General features: G+C 67.6%; 19 protein-coding genes and 1 pseudogene. 11 read left to right on the top strand and 9 right to left on the bottom strand.

Going from position 1 to position 20,616, the window contains the following annotated elements; translation table 11 throughout:
* Positions 1-65 precede the first annotated feature (65 nt).
* The 3 genes from EDL96_RS06685 to EDL96_RS06695 all read right to left on the bottom strand — a co-directional run bounded on the left by EDL96_RS06685 (position 66) and on the right by EDL96_RS06695 (position 3,011).
* Positions 66-1,478, bottom strand: a complete 1,413-nt coding sequence (locus EDL96_RS06685) for a class II fumarate hydratase (RefSeq protein ID WP_123825026.1) — start codon at positions 1,476-1,478, stop codon at positions 66-68.
* Between the two features lie 75 nt (positions 1,479-1,553).
* A complete protein-coding gene (locus EDL96_RS06690; RefSeq protein WP_123825027.1) occupies positions 1,554-2,240 on the bottom strand; it encodes a carbonic anhydrase in 687 nt (228 codons plus the stop codon).
* An 87-nt stretch (positions 2,241-2,327) separates the two neighbouring features.
* Positions 2,328-3,011: a DUF4245 domain-containing protein gene (locus tag EDL96_RS06695; RefSeq protein WP_158609520.1), complete on the bottom strand. Its 684-nt coding sequence runs from the start codon at positions 3,009-3,011 to the stop codon at positions 2,328-2,330.
* A 156-nt stretch (positions 3,012-3,167) separates the two neighbouring features.
* Between EDL96_RS06695 and glpX the strand changes: the two genes are divergently transcribed.
* Both glpX and EDL96_RS06705 read left to right on the top strand, forming a co-directional pair.
* Positions 3,168-4,163 carry a class II fructose-bisphosphatase gene (gene glpX, locus EDL96_RS06700; protein ID WP_233568733.1) on the top strand — a complete coding sequence of 332 codons (996 nt, stop codon included), beginning with the start codon at positions 3,168-3,170 and terminating at the stop codon, positions 4,161-4,163.
* 189 nt (positions 4,164-4,352) lie between these two features.
* Entirely contained in the window at positions 4,353-6,314 is a 1,962-nt protein-coding gene (locus EDL96_RS06705) for a hypothetical protein (RefSeq protein ID WP_123825030.1), read from the top strand.
* 70 nt (positions 6,315-6,384) lie between these two features.
* On the opposite strand, the gene EDL96_RS06710 is transcribed toward EDL96_RS06705, so the two are convergent.
* From EDL96_RS06710 to EDL96_RS06725, 4 genes are all read right to left on the bottom strand, one after another.
* On the bottom strand, positions 6,385-7,440 hold the full coding sequence (locus EDL96_RS06710) for a lipid II:glycine glycyltransferase FemX (protein ID WP_123825031.1): 1,056 nt from the start codon (positions 7,438-7,440) through the stop codon (positions 6,385-6,387).
* Between the two features lie 50 nt (positions 7,441-7,490).
* Entirely contained in the window at positions 7,491-9,257 is a 1,767-nt protein-coding gene (locus EDL96_RS06715; RefSeq protein ID WP_233568734.1) for an LCP family protein, read from the bottom strand.
* A gap of 79 nt (positions 9,258-9,336) precedes the next feature.
* A complete protein-coding gene (gene purE, locus EDL96_RS06720; protein ID WP_123825032.1) occupies positions 9,337-9,855 on the bottom strand; it encodes a 5-(carboxyamino)imidazole ribonucleotide mutase in 519 nt (172 codons plus the stop codon).
* Positions 9,856-9,977: 122 nt separating this feature from the next.
* On the bottom strand, positions 9,978-11,183 hold the full coding sequence (locus tag EDL96_RS06725) for a 5-(carboxyamino)imidazole ribonucleotide synthase (protein WP_233568750.1): 1,206 nt from the start codon (positions 11,181-11,183) through the stop codon (positions 9,978-9,980).
* A gap of 272 nt (positions 11,184-11,455) precedes the next feature.
* Here EDL96_RS06725 and EDL96_RS06730 point away from each other — a divergent pair, with 272 nt between their 5' ends.
* Positions 11,456-12,052 carry a GtrA family protein gene (locus EDL96_RS06730; protein ID WP_123825034.1) on the top strand — a complete coding sequence of 199 codons (597 nt, stop codon included), beginning with the start codon at positions 11,456-11,458 and terminating at the stop codon, positions 12,050-12,052.
* On the opposite strand, the gene EDL96_RS06735 is transcribed toward EDL96_RS06730, so the two are convergent.
* On the bottom strand, positions 12,039-12,908 hold the full coding sequence (locus EDL96_RS06735) for a TIGR03089 family protein (protein ID WP_123825035.1): 870 nt from the start codon (positions 12,906-12,908) through the stop codon (positions 12,039-12,041). The genes EDL96_RS06730 and EDL96_RS06735 overlap by 14 nt on opposite strands.
* A gap of 355 nt (positions 12,909-13,263) precedes the next feature.
* Here EDL96_RS06735 and EDL96_RS13710 point away from each other — a divergent pair, with 355 nt between their 5' ends.
* The 5 genes and pseudogenes from EDL96_RS13710 to EDL96_RS06755 all read left to right on the top strand — a co-directional run bounded on the left by EDL96_RS13710 (position 13,264) and on the right by EDL96_RS06755 (position 15,813).
* Positions 13,264-13,728, top strand: a complete 465-nt coding sequence (locus tag EDL96_RS13710) for a WhiB family transcriptional regulator (protein ID WP_123825036.1) — start codon at positions 13,264-13,266, stop codon at positions 13,726-13,728.
* A 17-nt stretch (positions 13,729-13,745) separates the two neighbouring features.
* Positions 13,746-13,982 (top strand): annotated as a pseudogene (locus EDL96_RS13935) (DUF3499 domain-containing protein); the annotation flags it as partial.
* A 162-nt stretch (positions 13,983-14,144) separates the two neighbouring features.
* A complete protein-coding gene (locus tag EDL96_RS13940) occupies positions 14,145-14,411 on the top strand; it encodes a hypothetical protein (protein ID WP_233568757.1) in 267 nt (88 codons plus the stop codon).
* Between the two features lie 121 nt (positions 14,412-14,532).
* Positions 14,533-14,796 carry a Trm112 family protein gene (locus EDL96_RS06750; protein ID WP_123825038.1) on the top strand — a complete coding sequence of 88 codons (264 nt, stop codon included), beginning with the start codon at positions 14,533-14,535 and terminating at the stop codon, positions 14,794-14,796.
* Positions 14,797-14,856: 60 nt separating this feature from the next.
* A complete protein-coding gene (locus EDL96_RS06755; RefSeq protein WP_233568735.1) occupies positions 14,857-15,813 on the top strand; it encodes a TIGR01906 family membrane protein in 957 nt (318 codons plus the stop codon).
* Positions 15,814-15,871: 58 nt separating this feature from the next.
* Here the strand turns inward: EDL96_RS06755 and EDL96_RS06760 are convergent, their stop codons facing one another.
* Entirely contained in the window at positions 15,872-17,542 is a 1,671-nt protein-coding gene (locus tag EDL96_RS06760) for a dolichyl-phosphate-mannose--protein mannosyltransferase (protein ID WP_123825039.1), read from the bottom strand.
* Between the two features lie 52 nt (positions 17,543-17,594).
* On the opposite strand from EDL96_RS06760, the gene rsmI reads away from it, so the two are divergent.
* The 3 genes from rsmI to rsmA all read left to right on the top strand — a co-directional run bounded on the left by rsmI (position 17,595) and on the right by rsmA (position 20,592).
* Positions 17,595-18,470 carry a 16S rRNA (cytidine(1402)-2'-O)-methyltransferase gene (gene rsmI / locus EDL96_RS06765; protein ID WP_233568737.1) on the top strand — a complete coding sequence of 292 codons (876 nt, stop codon included), beginning with the start codon at positions 17,595-17,597 and terminating at the stop codon, positions 18,468-18,470.
* An 82-nt stretch (positions 18,471-18,552) separates the two neighbouring features.
* A complete protein-coding gene (locus tag EDL96_RS06770; protein ID WP_123825041.1) occupies positions 18,553-19,581 on the top strand; it encodes a TatD family hydrolase in 1,029 nt (342 codons plus the stop codon).
* 27 nt (positions 19,582-19,608) lie between these two features.
* Complete coding sequence (rsmA, locus tag EDL96_RS06775; RefSeq protein ID WP_123825042.1) at positions 19,609-20,592, top strand: 16S rRNA (adenine(1518)-N(6)/adenine(1519)-N(6))-dimethyltransferase RsmA; 984 nt, start codon at positions 19,609-19,611, stop codon at positions 20,590-20,592.
* The last annotated feature ends 24 nt before the right edge of the window (positions 20,593-20,616 follow it).

A 20,616-nucleotide genomic window follows, 5' to 3' on the forward strand; every position in this document is an offset into this window, starting at 1 on the left:
GGAGGAATCCGCGGGGCCGACTCATGAGTGACCTGGTTATGCCCCCACGGGCGGGAGCAGGGGGATCAGGCGTTGGGGCCCGTCATGGTGGTGACGTCCAACTTGGCGTCCAGCTGCTCCTCGGTGAGGTTGGTGCCGTCCACGTAGCCGAGCTCCACGGTGGCTTCGCGCACCGTCACCTTGTTCGCCACGGCGTGCTTGGCGATCTTGGCGGCGGCCTCGTACCCGATGGCCTTGTTCAGCGGGGTCACGATCGACGGCGAAGCCTCGGCCAGGAAACGGCAGCGCTCCTCATTGGCGGTGAGGCCATCGATCATCTTCTCCGCCATGACCGTGGAGGTGTTGGCGAGCAGACGAATGGACTCGAGTAGGTTGGCCGCCATCACGGGGATACCAACGTTGAGCTCGAACGCCCCGTTGGTCGAGGACAACGCAACGGTGGTGTCGTTGCCGATGACCTGCGCCGCCACCTGGATGGCCGCTTCACAGATCACCGGGTTGACCTTGCCCGGCATGATCGAGGACCCCGGCTGCAGGTCCGGAATCGCGATCTCGCCCAAACCCGTGTTGGGGCCGGAACCCATCCACCGCAGGTCGTTGTTGATCTTCATATAGGAGTAGGCGATGTTGCGCAGCTGCCCGGAGGCCTCGACCAGACCGTCACGGTTGGCCTGGGCCTCGAAGTGATTGCGGGCCTCCGTGATCGGCAGCCCGGTCTCTGCAGCCAGCAGTTCGATCACGCGGGCCGAGAACCCGGCGGGGGTGTTGATGCCCGTGCCCACCGCGGTGCCACCGAGGGGAACCTCGGCCACGCGGGGCAGGGACGCGTTGATGCGCTCGATCCCGTAGCGGACCTGCGCCGCGTAGCCGCCGAACTCCTGTCCGAGCGTCACCGGGGTGGCATCCATCAGGTGCGTACGCCCGGACTTCACGACGTCCTTGAACTCGGCAGCCTTCTTCTCGAGGGAGGTCGCCAGGGTTTCCATGGCCGGGATCAATTCGTGGGACAGCGCCGCGGTCACGGCCACGTGCACGGAGGTCGGGAAGACGTCGTTCGAGGACTGCGAGGCGTTGACGTGGTCGTTCGGGTGGACCTCGGTGCCGCTGGACTCCAACGCCTTGGTGGCCAGAGTCGCCAAGACCTCGTTGGTGTTCATGTTCGACGACGTGCCCGAACCGGTCTGGAACACATCGATCGGGAAGTGCTCGTCGTAATCGCCGGCGGCGACCAGGTCCGCAGCGTCCTGGATGGCCTGCGAGCGCTCGCCGTCGAGCACCTCGAGTTCCAGGTTCGCCTGCGCTGCCGCCTTCTTGACCTGCGCGAGCGCCTTGATGTGCTGGCGCTCCAGGGTCTTGCCGGAGATCGGGAAGTTCTCGACCGCGCGTTGGGTCTGGGCACGATAGAGGGCGTCCACCGGGACTTTGACCTCGCCCATGGTGTCGTGTTCGATGCGGAATTCAGCGTTGTTCTCAGCCATGGGGCCAGTCTATGGCCCGGACCACATGTGTGACGACGAATGGGCTTGCGCCGCTGCGCCCGGCTGCAGCGGAACCTACTGGTCGAGTTCCAGCCAGGACCCGTGGCCGTACACCAGCTCCGCCTGACCGTCGCTGAGGTGGTAGAACATCCCGACCAAGGCGACGTCGCCGCGGGAGACTGCTGCAGCGATCGTGCGTGACTGGTCCAGGATGCGCTCGGCGACCAACCGCACGTTTTCGACCACCATGTCGTTGACCGAGTGCTTGTGGGAGCGCTGACTGTCCAGGACGGCGGGGGTGATCCGCTCGATCAGGGAACGCTGGAAGCCACCCGGGAGATTGCCGTCCTCGACCGCGTTCTTGGTGGCTGTGACCGCACCGCAGGAGTCGTGGCCGAGGACCACGATCAACGGGACCTTGAGGACCTCGACCGAATACTCCAAGGTGCCCAGGACGGCGTCGGCAATGACCTGACCGGCGGTCCTGACCACGAATGCGTCGCCGAGGCCGAGGTCGAAGATGATCTCGGCGGCCAGCCGTGAGTCCGAGCACCCGAAGATGGTGGCGAACGGGTGCTGCGATTGCGTCAGGGATTCGCGGCGGCTGGCGTTCTGGTTGGGGTGCTGCGCGCTGTCGTCGACGAAGCGCGCGTTGCCGGCGCGCAACCTGTCCCAGGCCTCCCGGGGGGTGAGCTGCCGGTTCGTGCGGTCCTCGGCGATGTGCAGGTTCGTGGGTTCCTGCGCATTGGCTCCCTGACTCATGTGCTGCTCCTCAGACATCGTTTCCCTGGCTTTTGGGTTCGTGCGTTGGTGAGTTCCTGCGTGACGGTCTTGAGTCGCCGTCGTCGGTCAATTCTGTGTGGCCTCGGTGGCCTGGGCGTCCACCACTGCACCGGCCACGTGTGAGATCTCCTCTTCTGAGGCCGTGCCGGTCACGACCACGGTGCTGTCGTCGAGTTCGCCGACCCACGAACGGGTGATCTTACCGTCGTCGTCCTCCGCCTGGTAGGTGTCCCAGTCGATCCCGTGGGCTTCGCGGGTGCCGGTCTGCGGTGCCTGGCCGACCTGCTCGACCAGCCAGGTCGGGTTGGCCTGATCCGTCTGCACGAGCCCCACGAAGCGGGAGGACGGGGTGACCCATCCCGCTTCCCATCGGTCCACGTCATCGGCCGAACTGCCCTGCCACCTGGCGTAGTTCGGGCTGTAGCCGTCCCCGAGTTCGGGGGCCACCGGGGTGAACTCTGCGACGTCCGCGGCGTAGGAGGCCTCCTGCGCGACATCCACGTCCGGGCGGTAGGTCTGCCCGTCCGGGCGGGGCTGCAAGAGGAAGAACGGAAGGGTCAGCAGGACCAGGACGGCCATGGAGATGATCATTCCGCGGGCCGGGGCGTAGATCCGCTGGGCCTGCTTGGTCGTGATCTGGGGCGTGACCTGGGAGTCCCCGTCGGGGTGGGCGGTATCGCCGGACGTGCTCGTGGGCACATCGGGTTGCGCCGAGGGATCGTCGGAGGGCTCGGGGTTGTACTGACTCACGGGCTCCATTGTGCCCGTTCCGGCGGTAGTGTTCTCACCGTCGTCGTCGCGTCACCATCGGTCGTACCCGGGACCGCGGCAGTCTCGCCCGTTAGGCTGGTCACAAGGTCGACGACGACGTCGATGCTCCCATGCACTCGAAGGCGAGGAAACGCTGTGTCACAGCAGACAAAGTCCACCAACGCACCCGATCGCAACTTGGCTCTGGAACTGGTTCGAGTGACGGAGGCCGCTGCCATTGCCGCCGGCCACTGGGTGGGTGCGGGTGACAAGAACAGCGCCGACGGCGCCGCGGTGGATGCCATGCGTTCGTTCCTGTCCACGGTGGACTTCAACGGCACCGTGGTGATCGGCGAGGGCGAGAAGGACGAAGCCCCCATGCTCTTCAACGGCGAGCAGGTCGGCGAGGGCTCGGGTGCGAACTCGGACATTGCAGTGGACCCCATCGACGGCACGCGTCTGACCGCACTGGGCATGAACAACGCACTGTCCGTCATCGCGGTGGCCGACGGCGGTTCCATGTTCGATCCCTCCGCCGTGTTCTACATGGAGAAGCTCGTGGTCGGGCCCGAAGCCGCCGATTTCGTGGACCTGCGACTGCCGGTCAAGCAGAATCTGCACCTGGTCGCCCGCGCCAAGGGAGTACCTGTCAACCAGCTGACCGTGTGCGTCCTGGACCGTCCGCGGCACGCCGATCTGGTGGAGGACATTCGCAAGACCGGTGCGCGCACCCGGATGATCCTGGACGGCGATGTCGCGGGCGCCATTGCCGCGTGCCGCGAAGGCACCGGCGTGGACGTGATGATGGGCACCGGCGGCACACCGGAAGGCATTGTCACCGCCTGCGCCGTCAAGGCGACCGGCGGCGTGATCCAGGGGCGGTTGGCCCCGATGAACGACGAGGAACGGGAGAAGGCCGCTGCCGCGGGTCTGGATGTCGACCAAGTCCTCACGACCAACGACCTGGTCACCAGCGACAACTGCTTCTTCGCAGCCACCGGCATCACCGACGGCGACCTCCTGCGCGGCGTGCGCTACCAGGGCCGTCGTATCACCACGCAGTCCCTGGTCATGCGCTCGCATTCCGGGACCGTGCGTGTGGTCGAGGCTGAACACGTCGCCTCCAAGTGGGAGAAGTACGCCCGGCACTGAGCCGATACTCCTGCGAACCACGCCCTGAAGGGCCCTTTCCCGTGGCGCGAATGTGAACACATTCGCGCCACGGGCGTACAGCCACACGGGCCGCATAGACTGTGCAGACAGAATGTTCATGGTTTCCGGGAACATTTCGGGTTCGCCCCGGAACGGGACCATCCCTCCGCTCAAAGGAATTCGCGCGCCGTGGCTCTGACCGTCAGTTCCAGCCTCAACCAGAAGACTTGGGATGCCACCGTCCGCGTGACGGGCGGTCACCCCAATCAGCTCTGGGGAATCGGCGCGGTCCAACAATCGGCCGAAGGGGAAAAACTCACGGTGGACCGCATTCTGGTGCGGGACGCCGACGAGCGCATGGTCGGTTACGGGCAGCTGCAGATCCGCCGTGACAACGGCCGCGTGGTGGTGGAGGGCAACCAGGTCCACGTCAACCGGGCCGCGATGGTCCCCGGTTTCATGGAAACCGTGGCGGGATACGTGGAGGACCGCTACGGCGCCGAGCGGATCACCCTCGAGGTGGACGCACAGGGAGCTCAACCGCTCAACGATGCCTTGGAGGAACGCGGCTGGAAGCGGCAGGACCAGGTCGAGGAATCCGAGGTGGGACCCAAACGCCTGCGAGTTCCGTTGGGGGTCACGGAGAAAGCCCTGTCCTCGAGACTGTCCGCGCAAACGCTGGACCGTTGCCGCGCGGGACTCAAGGTTTCCGATGTCACCGTCCGGGAAATCACGGCGAATTCCGGCGGGGTGCGCGCCGTCGGTTTGAAAACCGGTCAGATCAATCACCTGCTCAAGGACCTGGGTCAGGATTCCCTGCTGCTGGTCGCCGCGCAGGAACGCCCCGACGAACAACCCGAAGCCCTGGGATACCTGTGGTTCGTTCACACGGTGGGCTTGGCCATGCTCTACCGCGTGGGTTTCACCAGGAAGGCCCGGGAGCTCGGCATCGATGACGCCCTGCTGCTCACGGGTGCCGTGGAACTCCAGAAGCGCGGCGTGCAGCGCATGGACGGCGGGAACTCCCGGGACAAGGACGTTCCCACCGTGGTCCGTGAGATGGCGGATCACGAGCGCAGCGTGCTGGGGACGTGGCGCAAGGACCTGGTTGAGGCCCCGGAGGCCGCACCGGCCCCCGCGGACGCCCCGACCAAGAAGCGTGGCCTGTTCGGGCGGCGGAAGAAGCAGCCCGAACCCGCACCCGTCGTGGAACAGGTCGAGCAGCCCGAGCCACGCCGCGTGGACGAAGTGCGCCAGCAGGTCAGCCAGGATCTCGGCATCGAGATGACCGGAATGACGCCGCCGCAATCGGAGGCACCGGATCCGGTTCCGGCGCAGGTGAGTGAATCCGGCGGGGCCCGGGCTGAGGAAGGATCCGCTCCTGCGGCTGCAACCGGCGCCGCGGTGGGTGCTACGGCGGCCGCCGATGCGGCGTCGACGTCCACTGCGGACAAGAACGGCGAAGCGGTCTCTCAGCGCCCTGAAACGGCCTCCGAGGAAACCTCCGAGGGTGAGCCGAAGATGTCCAAGGCCGCTCGACGCAAGCAACGCCGCCAGGAGAAGCGTGCCGCGAAGGCAGATCCAGAGCCGCAGTCCGAGGCTTCGGCACCCGCTGCCGCGGTCAGCACGGGGGACGACGACACCGCGACCGCTTACGCGGTCCAGGACACCCCCGACGCCGGTGACCGCGCGACGGACGCGGAACCGACGAGCGAACGATCCGAGGGGCAGGAAACGACCCAGGGCGTCGACTCAGAGGAACCGGGGGAGCCAGCCACCGACGAAGAGACGGGTTTGACCCCCGATGAGCCCGTGGTTGCTGGAGAGCTGCGGGACGACGAGCCCCATGAGAACACACCTCGGGACGGTGAGGCTGAGAAGGCCCCGACCGAGGACGAGGCGCAGCAGGACGATGCGCCTCTGGAGGACGAGCCCGCCGAACCTGTAGAGGACCCCGCCCGCGTGGAGGCCCGTGCCAGGGCCGATCAAGAACGTCAGGACCGGCCCGAACACAAGGATGGCGACGCCGTCGCACGCACGGCGGATTCGCTGTCCGGGCCGGAGCCCAAGAAGTCCCGGGGACCGTTGGCCTTCGGGAAGCGTCTCTACTCGGAGAGCCTGGAAGCGTTCAAGGACGCCGCCGGCCGTTGAGGTCCGTGAGCTGACCACAGGCGAGGGCCCCAGTGCAACGCGTGAGCGCGTGCACCGGGGCCCTCGGCGATCAGGAGGACCTGCGCTTGGTGACCGAGCGTGCCTTCTGCTTGAGGCCGGAGAGGGCGCCGGGAGCCTTCTCCCTGAGCCCGGCGACCAGTGCGGGCGCCTTGGTCTTGGCCGTTGACACGGATTCCCGGGCGCCGCGGATGCCCATGTAGGCCGCGTACTTGGCGGGTGAGACCGGCAGGTCCCAGGTCCCGGGGTAGGCCACGGGCTCCCCGCCGAACTCCTGCTTGAACTTGGTGAAGCCGTACCACTCATGCTCGGGCCCCGCGCCTTCCGGTGCGGTGCCGAACAGGTCGAAGTGCTTGAGGCCCTTCTCCCTGGCGTCCACGATCATGCGGACCACCAGCGCGCTTCCGGCCGAGAGCTTCCGGTGGGTGGAGTCCATGGCGGCGTGCGCATAGGTGCGGGTGTCGTCCGAGTCGTAGGCGAAGGCGGCCCCGATCGGTTCGCCGTCCAACCGGGCGATGTAGAGAACGCCCGCGCCCTGTGGTACGAGCACCTCGGCGGCGGTGCGGAGGTAGTCGTCCTGCTGGCGGTTGAAGTTCTTCCGCTCGGCCGTCTGGTCCAGGTACTTCAGCAGAACGGCCACGTCCTGGGGGTCCGTGGACGGTGTGAAGGTCACGCCCTTCTTGTGGATGTTGCGGTGCAGATTGCGCTTGGTGGACTTCATGTCCTTGAGGATCGCGTCCTCGTCCCGGTCCAGGTCGATGATCTGGGTGTGGCCCGGCTGCACCTGACGGGGCGCGATTTTCAGGCCACGACGACGCAGCGCGGCCTCCGGGGTTTCCAAACCGTCCTGGATCTGGGCGAAGGCCGGTTCGACCCGCACGAACCAGCACCCGTGTTCATGAGCTGCGGCCTTGAGCGAATCCAGGGCAGCGTCGAAGGCCTGCGGTGAATCGGCGATCGGCCCGTAGGGGGTGTAGAGGTACCGGCCGGTCGAGTTGCCTTCCACGGTCGCCTGCCAGGAGAATCCCTGACCCTCACCGTGGAGCACCGTGTGCCCCAGCGCGGTCTGGAAGTCGGCCCATGCTTTGCTCTGCAGAATGTTCGTCACAGTGGCTACTGTACCGGCGTCGCACGACGCCCCCCGGACAGCTCAACGGGTCAGGGGACCGAGCAGGTGCCGTTCTCCGAGAGCTCTGTCGGGGCGGTCGTGCCTTCGGTCTCCGTGCGCGTCACGGGCAGTGCCTGCGACCCCAGACCGCCGCCCAAGGCCAGGGTGGTGCCGGCTGAATCGGTTCCCTGTGCCGTGGTGGAGGCGGCACCGGCCGGTGCGGGCTGGGCGTCCTCGGAGCCATCGGCGTTGGCCAACATTTCGGCCACGTCCGCGTGGAGCAGGTCGTAGTCCGGGTAGGTCGGGAACATCGCGTCGTAGTAAGGCGGCCCCGCTGCGTATCCGACCAACTCGTAGTCCTGGGCCTGAACGGCGAGGTCCACGAAGGACCCGATTGAGGACTGTGGGATGTCGGTGCGTACGACTTGGGTTCCGGCGGCGGCCATCTCCTCGAACTTGGCGACCACGTTGACGGGGTTCAGCTGCTTGAGCATGGCGGTCTGGACGCACCGTTGGCGGGCCTGCCGGTCGTAGTCGGACGCACCTTCGCGGGACCGCGCGTACCAGAGGGCGTGGTAGCCGTCCAGATGCTGCACGCCGGGTTCGATGTACCCGTCGATGGGATTGGGGAGCCCAGTCAGTTCGTTCGTGCCACCGCCGATGGGAACCTGCCCCCCGACGTCGATCGTGATCCCGCCCATCGCATCGATCAGCTGTTCGAAACCGGCCATGTCGATCATCGCGTAACCCTGCACATCGATGCCCAGAGCACCGGAGGCGGCATCCATCATGGCCTCCGCACCGGGGTCTTCGGCATCACCGTAGACATCGGCATGGTTCTCCGTGACGTCCGTGTAGACGGCATTCAACAGACATTCGTCGCCGCAGTTGTACCCGTCCGGGTACACGTCGTGCATGGGGGAGTCTTCGGGGAACGGCACGTTCTGCAGGTTGCGGGGCAAGGAGATGGTCACAGTCTGACCGGACTTGGCGTCGATGCTCAGGATCGTCATGGAGTCCGGGCGCAGACCCACCCGGTCCGCACCCGCGTCGGCGCCCATGAGCATGATGTTGTACCGGCCGTCCACGGGCCGGAAGGGCAGCCCGCCGCCGAAGATCTCGCCCACTGTCGAACGGGTCACGTTGAGCAGGTGTGCTGTGTACCCCAGCCCACCGGAGGTGACCACCATGGCCACGATCGTGCTCACGATCGCCACCGTGCGCGCTTTGGAACTCAGCAGTCCCGGTCGTGCCAGGCGCAGAGCGTCCAGGAACAGCAGTCCCCAGCCGATGGCGAGGGCCACCAGACAGATCGACACCACGGGAGAGGTCAGCCCGTTCGTGGCCAGGAAGATCAGGGGTGTCCGCCAGAACAGGGCCGACAGCAGGACCAGCAGCAACAGGACCCAGCACACGACCGTGACCGTGAGGGCGATTCGCCCCAGTCGCCGGTTTCCAGCGCTCACCTGGGCAGACCCGGGAACCAACAGTGTGCCGCCGAGCAGGAGGGCGGCGCGCTTGTTTCGTGCCTGAGGGGAGGTGAACCGCGGGTTGATCAAGGCGTCGTGCCAGGAAGCCACCCGGTTGAAGCGAGGGATGTTCTCGTCGGCCCCGACCTCACCCAAGACGTCGTCGTACTGCTCGTCGTATTCGTCGTACCGGTCGTCGTGTTCGCCGTACGAGTCGTCGTCAACGGCGTCGTACGGGTCGTCGTAGCGTCCGTAGGGTTCCTCGAACCGGAGGTCGTCCGGGTGCCGTGAGGCGCGACCGGAACGGCCCTGGTACTCGCTGTTACGGGATTCGTGGGGTCCTGTCACGTGGTTATGCGCCTGTTGCTCGGGGAAGGTCTGCTGGGGAAAGCTTGCTCGGGGAAGGCTTCTGGATCACGACGCCGAGTCAGTCCGCGAGTCGCTCACGCAAGGCAGCGCCCTTTGAGTGCGCGGCCTCTTTGAGTTCGGTGGCAAACCGCTGGAGCGCGGCGCGCAGGTCCGCGGCGTCGTCGTCGGTGCCGGCCGCCAGGATGCGCGCGGCCAGCAGGCCGGCATTGCGTGCGCCGCCGATGGCCACGGTGGCCACGGGAATGCCAGCCGGCATCTGGGCGATCGATAGCAGCGAATCCAGCCCGTCAAGGGTCTTGAGCGGGACCGGCACGCCGATCACGGGCAGCACGGTGGTGGAGGCCAACATTCCGGGCAGGTGGGCCGCGCCGCCGGCGCCGGCGATGATGACCCGCAATTCACGTTCCGCGGCTGTGGTCCCGTAGTCGATCATTTCGTGGGGCATGCGGTGGGCGGAGACGACGTCGACCTCGCACGGCACGCCGAGTTCGCCCAGGATTTCGACGGCGGCCTCCATCACGGGCCAGTCCGAGTCGGATCCCATGACAACGCCCACAACGGGCTGGCTGTCGTCCATCGCAATCTCCTCCAAGCCCGGACGCATGCGCCGGTTCACCGTGGGCGTTTTCGCAGCGAGTTCTCAGACCGGGGCAGAACGTCCCGGCATCCGGGGTTCACGGTACCCCCACCGGCTGGACGTCAGCCGACAGGACTCGCGTCCGTGGCCCCGTCGCGGAGCATGTCCGCCGCCGCCCGTGCCCGTGCACGCAGGACCGCGAAGGTCTGTCCCACCCGGTCCTGGTGGTGTTGTCCGGGCTCTGCGTCCGGACCGGGGGCGGCTTCCGATCCGACCTCGGAGTCCGTGTTCGTGGCGGTTGTGTTGACGTGGCCGACCTTGCGTCCCGGGCGGACGCCCTTGCCGTAGAGGTGAACCTTTGCCTCCGGGACACTGCTCATCACACGGGTGAAGCCACTGAAGAGGTCGGCGTTCTGACCACCCAGCACGTTCTTCATGACGGTGGCCCTGCCCAGCAGCCCGGTGTCACCCAACGGCAGATCCAGGACGGCGCGGAGGTGCTGTTCGAACTGGCCGGTCACGGCTCCGTCCATGCTCCAGTGACCCGAATTGTGGGGGCGCATGGCCAGCTCGTTGACCAGGAATCCGCGGCCCGGGACGTCGAAGAGTTCCACGGCCATCACGCCGGTGACCCCGAGTTCCGTGGCCAACGTGCGGGCCGCGGACTCCGCAGCCCGTTCCACCTCCGGGTCCAGGTCGGGGGCGGGGGCCAGCACCTCGTCGCACACGCCGTCGACCTGGATGGATTCGACCACCGGCCAGCTGCGGACCTCACCCGAAGGGGTTCGGGCCACCAGGGCGGAGAGCTCGCGGGTGAAGGGGACCGCCTCCTCGGCGAGCAGGTGGTCGAATCCGGACTCGGCAAACCAGGCGGCAGCCGTTCCGTTCCTGGCCTCCGATTCCGACGGGACAACCAGCACACCCTTGCCGTCATAGCCGCCACGCGGCGTCTTGAGCACGATCGGCCAGGTGCCGTCGGCGAAGCTCACGAGATCTTCGACACTCTTGACGGCCGCCCACCGCGGATTCGGCAACCCGAGCTTCTCGACGGCACGCCGCATGACGATCTTGTCCTGCGCGTGGACCAGGGCAGCGGGCCGGGGTTCGACGGCCACGCCGGCAGTCAGCAGTGCCTCCAGGTGTTCGTTCGGGACGTGTTCGTGGTCGAAGGTGATCACGTCCACTCCGTCGGCGAAGGACAAGAGGGTCGCCAGGTCGCGGTAGTCGCCCACCGTGTGGGAAGCGGCCGCCGGGATCGCGCAACTGTCCGGCGCCTCCGCGAGAACGCGCAACTCGACACCGAGTTCGGTGGCGGCGGGGCCCATCATCCTGGCCAGTTGACCGCCGCCGATCACGCCGACGACGGGTCCGGTGACCGGTGCCGGGGACGGGATGCGGCCGTTGGTGGACAACGGATCCGAGGTGGGTGCAGTGACGTCGGGGGTCTGGTGCGCGTGGCTCACCGCACCAGGGTAATGCTCAGGTGAGCGCTTATGATGGGCGCACGCGCAGGTCACGTAACCCTGCTTGCGCGCGGCTGAAGCGATCCACCCAGCCGACAAGCGCGATCCGCGCAATGACCCCTCGGAGTCCGGACCCCATGATCAATCGTTTCAAAGCTGCCTGGCACCTTTTCGTTGCCGAATTGATGAAGTTCGGCACCGTTGGGGGACTGGCCTTCGTGGTCAACGCCGGCGTGGTCTGGATCTTGATGCACACCGTGTTTCAGGAGGGAGGGCACGTCAAGGCCAAAGCGATCGCGACGATCGTGGCCACGCTGTTCTCGTGGTTGGCCAACCGGTACTGGACCTTCCGAGACAAGCGGCAGTCCGACACCAAACGAGAGCTCATCCAGTTCCTGATCGCCAATGCGATCGGGATGGTCATCGAGCTCGCGTGCGTGGGCGTGAGCTATTACGTGTTGCATCTCACCAGCCCCACGGCCTCCTTCGTGTCGGGAACCATTGTGGGCACGGCGCTGGGGACGATCTTCCGGTACTTCGCGTACCGGTTCTGGGTCTACGCGGTCAAGCTGGACGACGAGCCCGGTTTCGCGCCGTCAACGGCCTCCGAAATGGCTGCCATCACGGGCAGGCTTCCGGTCATCAAAACCAAGGCGGGGGAGAAGTACGGCGCCCGCATGTCCGAGGAACGGGGTGCGGACACGCAGACTCCCGGGGGACCTAGCGCCAGCTGAAACCCACGCGCTCGGAAGTCATGATCCGGTCGATGTCCGGGTCCTTCCGGTCCGTGAACACAGCCGTGGTGCCGGTCGTCCAGGCTGCCAGCAGCTGAGCGATGCTGCGCGCCGACCACTGGGTTGCCTCCAGACGGACCGCGGTCACGGGGGCGTCGTCGAGGTCGCGGGATTGCGCCGCGACCTCGTCAAAGAGTTCCCGTCGCGACCACGTCCGGCCCTCGGTACGCAACGCCGGGGCATCGGCGCCCAAGGGCGGCACTCCACTCCAGTGGTCTCCGTGCGCTCGGATCTCGGCGCAGTAGTCCAAGGCGGCCTCGGGCAACCGCTCCTCCGGCAGGGAAAGAGCCAGGGCCGGGTAGGCGAGCACCAGGACCTCCTCGGGCGTTCCCCACTGGTTCAGCATCTCGACCTTGGCCAGGGCCGATCCAGGTGCATCCGCGGGGGTGTCTCCGTCCAGGAGGGCCACCACCTGTACGTCGGACTGTACGTGGGAGATCTCGGGCACAGGAGTGCCCTGACCCGCACGGCCTGTCTCCTGAGGGGAGGCCCCGGGGTCCAGATCCGCGAACACGACGACGGCGCCAACGCGCCAGGCAGCGGCCAGGACCACCGCTGTGCGCCAGTGAGTGGTGTTGTCCACCACCACTGTGACTCCGGCCATGAGTCCCAGGTCGTCGACGAAGAGGTTCGCCGTCTTGGACACCCAGTTCTCGAACACCCGACCGGAGAGCTCCACCCGTCCGCCGTCGGTCCCGTAGAAGACCAGCACCGGAGTGGGTTGCACGGCCATCGCGTCCAGAAGTTGTGTGACGTCCTGCGGGGCGGAACCGCTTCCGCTAGGGATCAAGGGCATGAGATGACTTCCTGGGCGGGTCCGATGAAGGTCAACAATCGTGACGTGACCTGCGACGATTTCTGGAGGTTGGATCCCCGTCATGGCGTGGCGACACGCCGAGAGCGCGATCCGAAGCTCGGGTTCGGGCTTGACGTTACGGGGCTTACAAGCGTGTAATTAACGCTGTGGCGGGGCGCCGTACAGGCCTGCGCCGGCCCTCGGAGCCCCCCGAAGCGCTGACGACGAGAGTCTAGGTCAGTGTGTCCCCGAGTGGTACCGGGCGAGTTCTTGTGTGACCGCCCGAGCATTGACCGCACCGACGGTGCGGCATGAGACACGCGGCATGACTGGCCGATCGACCGGAAGGAACGCTATGGGAGAGCCCGCCTACCAGAACGCCGAGGTGGCACAGACCGCGCGGCGACGGCGGGGCAGCCGTTCCGTTCCCCAGGACTGGTTCCTGGACCCCGTGGATCCCGATGCCGCTGAGCGGCTGACCGGGGCCCGAACCTCCACCTCCGTCGCGGAGTCCTACGAGGAGGCTCCTGGTGCCGCCGGCGTTCCCGGTTCCATCTGGCAGGCCGTGGCCGGTGTCTACGGCGTCGACGGCGACGAAGGCGAGCTGGCCTGGCAGACGGACGCCCTGTGCGCCCAGACCGATCCCGAAGCGTTCTTCCCCGAGAAGGGCGGATCCACGCGTGACGCCAAGCGTGTCTGCGAGGCCTGCCCGGTTCGTTCGGAGTGCCTGGACTACGCCATGGCGCACGACGAGAAGTTCGGCATCTGGGGCGGTCTGTCCGAACGCGAGCGTCGGCGTCTGCGCCGCGCAGGGCGCTGACCAGGGAGCGTCCGACGGTGGCTGCATCGTCCTCTGAAGCGCCACTCGCGCGGTTGTGCTCCCGTCAAGGCTGCAAACGGGAAGCTGTCTCGACCCTCACCTACGTCTACTCCGACTCCACCGCCGTGGTGGGTCCACTGTCGGTGCACAACGAGCCCCACGCGTATGACCTCTGCGGTCAGCACGCGCAACGACTAACGGCTCCTCGGGGGTGGGAGATTCTCCGCGTGGAGATTCCGGAGACACGCGATCCGGAACCGGTAGCGGGCCATGCCACAGCGGTTCCCCTCCCCATAACGCGCGCGGTGTCCACACCGGAGCCCGACCACGGATCGGCACCCGATGCTGCCGATGCAGCCCCATCTGTTGAATCTGTTCAATCCACTGAATCCGCCGACGACTTGGGGACCGGCCCGTTGGCCGAGGTCCGCGCGCTCAAGGTCAGCACTGCCCCGGAGTGCCCCGTCCAGACGGGTGCACCCGCACCCGCGCAGGCCGCTGAGAGCCCGTCCCCATCGGCGGACACGGCCCACGAATTCTCGGGCGAGGACCTCGAGGACGAGGAGCACTCGTTGGTCAATGAGATCTTCGCTTCCGAGCACGCCGAGTCAGACCCCGTGACCGCGGACCAGCCGAAAGCCATGCGCATCCCGCACCTCCGGCGTCGCTCCAAGCGGGGATGAACCGAAAGGGCAGTGTGGGGTGGGGTCGGTCCCGCGTCTGGAGCGGCCGACGCCCTACCATGGCAACGCCCCCACACCACCGTCGGCTCCACGGGCCGTGCGCGTTCGGAAAGACCCGCCCATGAGTGTCACCCCCAGCCAGTTCGGCCAGTCAGACCCCCCTGAGGACAGCGCTCCCGCTGCCCGTCTGCACCGTGGCGACGGCGTCTCCTCGCTGTCCCCCGCCCTGCGGGAGGTGCTGCGCTGTCCCATGACGCGTGCCAACTTGATCCAGGTGGACGAGCACCACCTGATGAGTGAGCGGCCATTCCGTGAGGGTGTCCACCCGGTGTTTCCCGTCGTGGACGGCATTCCCAATTTCCTGCCCATCGCCCGACGGTCCTGACCGTGCCTGAGACCCCCAGGACGAGAGCACGCAGCGAAGCCACGGAGGAGGATGTGACCGTTGACGACCACAGGTGATTCCGGCCCCCACCGAGCCGCACGAACTGAACCGGACCAGGGCAACGAGTGGTCCCGTCTCGGTCCCGCCGTTGCCCGCACGCAAGACGACGTGCGCTCGTCGGAGAGCCCTGCCGGACGATCGTCGTCGGCTCCCGCAGGGGCCGAGTCCAGCTCCACGAAGCGTGCTCCCGTTGCCGGTTCCACCAGCAGTCCGTGGGCTGACGGCAACGGTTCGACCAAGTCGTCAACGATGACCTCGAAAGGGCGCAGCTCGGGTCCCTGGCAGGTGCTCTCGCGTCTGATCGTAGGGCTGGCTGTGCCGCTGGGCCTCCTGGCACTCTCGGTCCGCCTGGTCGCCTCGCCCCTCTTCCTGTGGATCGAGTACCACCGTCCCGGATTCCCCTCGGACGAGTACGGCTTCGATGCCGGCGAGCGGATGAGTCTAGGGTCCCAGGGCGTCGACTACATCCTGAACTGGGCGCCGCCGTCGTTCCTGGGGGACGTGCGCACCGCCAACGGGGTTCCCTGGTTCACCAGCGACGAGGTCTCGCACATGACCGACGTCAAGGGGGTCCTGCAGGTCGGGTTGGGCCTGGCCCTGGTCACGGTCCTGTTGGCCGCGCTGTTCTGGTTGCTCCGGCACCGCAAGGACGCCACCGGGCTCATCCGGGCCGCTGTGTGGGGCGCGTGGGGAACCCTGCTGCTGTTGGCGGTCCTGGTGGTCCTGGCCGTCCTGGGGTGGAGCACGTTCTTCGCAGAGTTCCACTCCCTGTTCTTCGCCGACGGCACCTGGACGTTCAGTGCCTCCGACACCCTGATTCGCCTGTACCCCACGCAGTTCTGGATCGACGCCGCAGCCTCCGTCGCGGCGTTGACGGTGCTGGGGTGCCTGGTGGTGATCGTCAGCGGGTACCGCAGCCTGCGGCGTCGTCGGAAAGCGGTGACGCCGCAGCGGTGACCGCCCGCTGGTGAGCCCCCGAGCAGATCCGGGCCAGATCCCGGGTCAGGTGTGCCGGTCAGATCCAGTTGGGGAACCACATGCGCTGATGCCATGCCTCGTACGGGATGACCTGAGCGGTCCAGATCGGCCAGAAGTAGGCGGCGACTGCCAGCACGAGTACCAGCCACGTGCCCACGACCGACCAGGACAGGATGCGGTACAGCCTGGGGGAGCCACGGTCCGGGAGGATCACGCTCAGACCCCCGGCAAGGACCAGCACCATGAACGGCAGGTACGGCAACGCGTAGAAGTAGAACTGGGTGCGCTCGGGGTATGCGAACCAGGGCAACCACCCGACGGCGATCAGGGCCAGCGGGGAGAGGACCCGCCAGTCGAACCGCCACTTGCGTGACACGAGGACCAAGATGAGCACGGCGGCCGCCGCTGGCATGAAGGACCACCAGATCACCGGGTTGCCGAGATTCAGGATCGCCTGTGAACAGGCAGCGGCCTCGCAACCGTGCTGTCCCCGCTCCAGGGACTCGTAGAAGTAGGACGTCGGGCGGCCCAGGATCGGCCATTGCGCGGGGCCCGCCATGTAGGTGTGGCCCGAGTCCAACCCGATGTGGAACTCGTATGCGGCCTTGTGATACTCCCACAGGGACCGTAGAGACTCCGGAAGCCACTGGGCACCCTCGCCGGGGTGTTCGGCGGCCCAGTTCCGGTCGTAGCCGCCCGAGGTCCGCAGCCAACCGAGCCAGGTGGACAGGTAGGTCAGGAGGGCGACGGGAATCATGGACACGAACGCAAACAGACCGTCCAGGACCACGCCACCCGGCAGCCACAGGCGGATGCCGGCGGCGCGCCGCGCACCGAGGTCCCACAGCACCGTGATCACGCCCAGGGCCGCCACGTAGTAGAGCGCGTTCCACTTGACGCCGACGGCCAGACCGCAGGAGATCCCCGCGGCGATGCGCCACCACCGCACACCGAGCCACGCCCCGAATCCGTGGCTACGCCCGTCAATCGTGTCCGATGCCCCCGATGGACTGCTTCGCTGGAGTTTCCGGATCAGGCGCCGACGTCCGTCGATCCGGTCCAGCAGCAGGAAAACAAAGGCCAACAGGACGAAGAAGGCCAGGAAGATGTCCAGCAGGGCCAGCCGGGAGTGGGTCAGGTGCAGCCCGTCCACGGCCAGCAACGTCCCGGCCACTGCGGCCACCACGGGCGAACGGAACATGAGCAACGCCGCGACGACGACCAGCGCGATCATGGCCGTGCCGAACACCGCGGGGAAGAACCGCCACCCGAAAGCATCTCCCGGCCCGAACAGGAGCATGCCCCAGCCGATGAGCCACTTGCCCACGGGAGGGTGCACCACGAACGAGGCCTTCCCATCGGGCGTGGGGACGACGCCGAGCGCGAATGAGTCATCGGCGTCGTCCGGCCACTCCTGTTCGTAACCGGAAGTGGCCAGGGCCCAGCCGTCCTTGACGTAGTACGTCTCGTCGAAGGCGATTTCCTGCGGACGGGCCAGTTGGTAGAACCGCATGAACCCACCCAGCAACACGGGAAGGAGCGGAAGGAGCCACATCCACGCCGCCACGGGGGGCCAGGAGGGAAGCAGCCGTTCCCGAAGGTCCGCCTCGGTGTCACCGGAGCCACGGACAGGGGTCCATGCACGCGCGACGGACGATCCTGGGGCAGGGGACTGGGTGTATCGGGGGGAAGTGGTCACGGCGGTCATGGTAGGTGAATCGCCACGGGAAGCGCTGGGGGACCGGCCTAGAGTGGGGTTCGTGACGACTTCTGCGGCATCTCCCGTGAATCCCCTCCCCGCCGGTGCATTGGTTCTGGCGGGCACACCCATCGGCAACCTCAACGACGCCTCGCCCCGGTTGCGTGACGCCCTGGCCGGTGCCGACGTCGTCGCCGCCGAGGACACACGACGAGCTCGCAAACTGGCATCGGGTCTCGACGTCGTGATCCGGGGGCGGCTGGTGGCCCACCACGAACACAACGAGGTCGCTTCCGCTGCCGAGCTCCTGGAGGCCGTGCGCTCCGGCGCCACGGTGCTGGTGGTCTCCGATGCAGGCATGCCCACGGTGTCCGATCCCGGATACCGGGTGGCCGCCGCTGCCGCCGCCGAAGGGCTGACCGTCACCGTGCTGCCAGGGCCCTCGGCCGTCCTGAGCGCCTTGGCCGTCTCGGGCCTGCCGAGCGACAGGTTCGTGTTCGAAGGATTCCTGCCCCGCAAGGCCGGACAGCGTGCCGAACGGCTGAGGGAGCTCGACGGCGAGCGGCGCACCATGGTCTTCTACGAGGCCCCACACCGCCTCGGTGCCATGATCGAGGCCCTGGCCCTTGGTTTCGGTGCCGACCGGCGTGCCGTCATCGCCCGTGAGCTGACCAAACTGCACGAAGAAGTGCTCCGCGGGAGCCTGGGTGAACTCCACGAGCGGGTGGAAACCGAGGGCATCCGGGGCGAGATCGTCGTCGTGGTCGAGGGAGCCCCTGCGCCCCCACCCGAGCGGGCCGAGGACCTGGTGGGCGAGGTGGAGGCGAAGGTTGCCGAGGGGACGCGTCTCAAGGAGGCCGCCGGTGCGGTGGCTGCGGCCCACGGGGTCTCCAAACGGGAACTCTACGAGTCCGTGCTCGCCGCCCGCGATGCCTGACCTCCGGTGGTGACCCGCCTGTCCGAGCGTCCGCTGCCGGGACCGCCTGGCCCGCGTGCCCCGGGTCGCTAGGCTTGGGCGGGTGAGTCACCCACGCACCAACGCAACCCTCTGGCCCGACCCCGCTGATCGTCCCGCGACCCTGCCCGGTGCGACACCGGAGGCCTACCGTCCCGAGCACTACGGTTCGACCGGGTCGACGGACGGGGACCGCCCCGAGCAGCAGCCCAGTGGGCCGGGAACCAACCGGAGGGACGAGAAGTCCGAGTCCGGCCACACCCGGGACCTCACGTTCCCCGTCGCGCCGGAGCCCCTTCCGGTGCCGATCGTGGACAACCACACGCACATCGACATGCAGGACGGCCGGGTACACATCGGCCTGCGCGACATCCTGGACACCGCGGAGGACCTGGGCGTTCGCGGCGTCATCCAGGTCGGCTGTGACCTGGACGCCGCACGCTGGTCCGTGCAGGCGGCGGAGGCGGACCCGCGGGTTCTGGCGGCCGTGGCCTTGCACCCCAACGAGATCCCCGCGTTGGCGGAGGCCGGTGCGTTGGACGACGCCATGGCCGAGATCACCCGATTGGCCGGCCACGAACGGGTGCGGGCCGTGGGAGAGACCGGGCTGGACTACTTCCGGACCCGCAAGACCCGACGGCACCATCAACACGACGCCTTCCGGGAACACATCCGCCTGGCCAAGTCACTGGGCAAGGCGATGCAGATCCATGACCGCGACGCCCACGAGGACGTCGTGCGGATCCTCCTGGAGGAGGGCGCCCCCGAACGCACGGTGTTCCACTGTTTCTCCGGCGACGCCGAACTCGCCCGGATCTGCAACCAACACGGTTGGTACATGTCGTTCTCCGGAACCGTGACCTTCAAGAACTCCCACGACCTGCAGGAGGCCCTGTCCGTGGCCCGGCCTGAACTGGTCATGGTCGAAACGGACGCGCCGTTCCTGACGCCGCACCCCTACCGGGGCCGCCCCAACGCCCCGTACCTGGTGGTGCAGACCGCGCGTTGGATCGCCGAGCACCTACAGACCCCGCTCGAGGAGTTTTGCGCACGGGTGGACACGACCGTTCGCGAGGTCTACGGACAACACTGACCCAGGTCCGCCCCTAGAATTGATCGCGTGAACCACCCCGAAAGCCCCGCCCCGCAGCCATTGCTCGGCCCGACCGAGATCCGGGATCTGGCGGAGCAGCTGGGGATCCGCCCCACCAAGACCTTGGGGCAGAACTTCGTGATCGACCCCAACACCATCCGGCGCATCGTGGCGGCCGCGCAATTGCACCGCGGGCAGGACGACGACGGCGCCGCGGCCGCTCCCGGGGACACCGTCCTGGAAGTCGGCCCGGGCCTGGGGTCGCTGACCCTGGGACTGCTGGACGCCGCCGAGCACGTGGTCGCGGTCGAGATCGACCCGCCGCTGGCCGAGCAGCTCCCGAGCACGGTGGCCAGGTTCCGGCCCGAGCGAACCGGGGCGATCGACGTCGTGCGCGCGGACGCCATGACGGTCACCGAACTCCCCAGGACCCCCGACGCCCTGGTGGCCAACCTGCCGTACAACGTTGCCGTTCCGGTCCTGTTGCACCTGCTGGGGAGGTTTCCGTCGATCGGGCACGGTCTGGTCATGGTCCAGGACGAGGTCGCCAACCGCCTGGCCGCAAGCCCCGGTTCGAAGGTGTACGGAGTCCCCTCCGTCAAGGCGTCCTGGTTCGCGGAGGTCACCAAGGCCGGCGTGATCGGGACCCAGGTCTTCTGGCCGGCGCCACGGATCAGTTCGGGATTGGTGCGCTTCGTGCGTCGTGCGCAGCCGGTGGCCGAAATCGGGGCCGGAGACGCCATGAGCCTGACCGGAAGCCGCGCGGAGGTGGCCGACAGGGAGGCCGTGTTCACGGTTGTGGACGCGGCATTCGCCCAACGGCGCAAGACCCTGCGCGCCGCTCTGGCCGGCTGGGCGGGATCCGGAGCGGAGGCCGAGACCGTGCTGGACGCCGCGGGTGTGCCGCCCACGGAACGCGGGGAGAAACTGGATGTCGGGCAGTTCGCGGCGATCGCGGCTGCGGGGGTGCGGCGAGGGATCCTCCCCGCGGAAGGGCAGTACCGGGCATGAGCAGGCAGCGGTGGGGGAGACAAC

The sequence above is a fragment of the Kocuria soli genome, assembly GCF_003797835.1.
GTDB lineage: Bacteria > Actinomycetota > Actinomycetes > Actinomycetales > Micrococcaceae > Kocuria > Kocuria soli.

Bases quoted from the DNA above. Each gene is read 5' to 3' on its own strand.
- EDL96_RS13710 (WP_123825036.1), top strand. From the start codon at position 13,264: ATGGGAGAGCCCGCCTACCAGAACGCCGAGGTGGCACAGACCGCGCGG.
- EDL96_RS06750 (WP_123825038.1), top strand. From the start codon at position 14,533: ATGAGTGTCACCCCCAGCCAGTTCGGCCAGTCAGACCCCCCTGAGGAC.
- purE (WP_123825032.1), bottom strand. From the start codon at position 9,855: ATGGACGACAGCCAGCCCGTTGTGGGCGTTGTCATGGGATCCGACTCG.
- EDL96_RS06725 (WP_233568750.1), bottom strand. From the start codon at position 11,183: ATGATGGGCCCCGCCGCCACCGAACTCGGTGTCGAGTTGCGCGTTCTC.
- EDL96_RS06685 (WP_123825026.1), bottom strand. From the start codon at position 1,478: ATGGCTGAGAACAACGCTGAATTCCGCATCGAACACGACACCATGGGC.
- EDL96_RS06760 (WP_123825039.1), bottom strand. From the start codon at position 17,542: ATGACCGCCGTGACCACTTCCCCCCGATACACCCAGTCCCCTGCCCCA.
- EDL96_RS06690 (WP_123825027.1), bottom strand. From the start codon at position 2,240: ATGAGTCAGGGAGCCAATGCGCAGGAACCCACGAACCTGCACATCGCC.
- EDL96_RS06735 (WP_123825035.1), bottom strand. From the start codon at position 12,908: ATGCCCTTGATCCCTAGCGGAAGCGGTTCCGCCCCGCAGGACGTCACA.
- EDL96_RS06730 (WP_123825034.1), top strand. From the start codon at position 11,456: ATGATCAATCGTTTCAAAGCTGCCTGGCACCTTTTCGTTGCCGAATTG.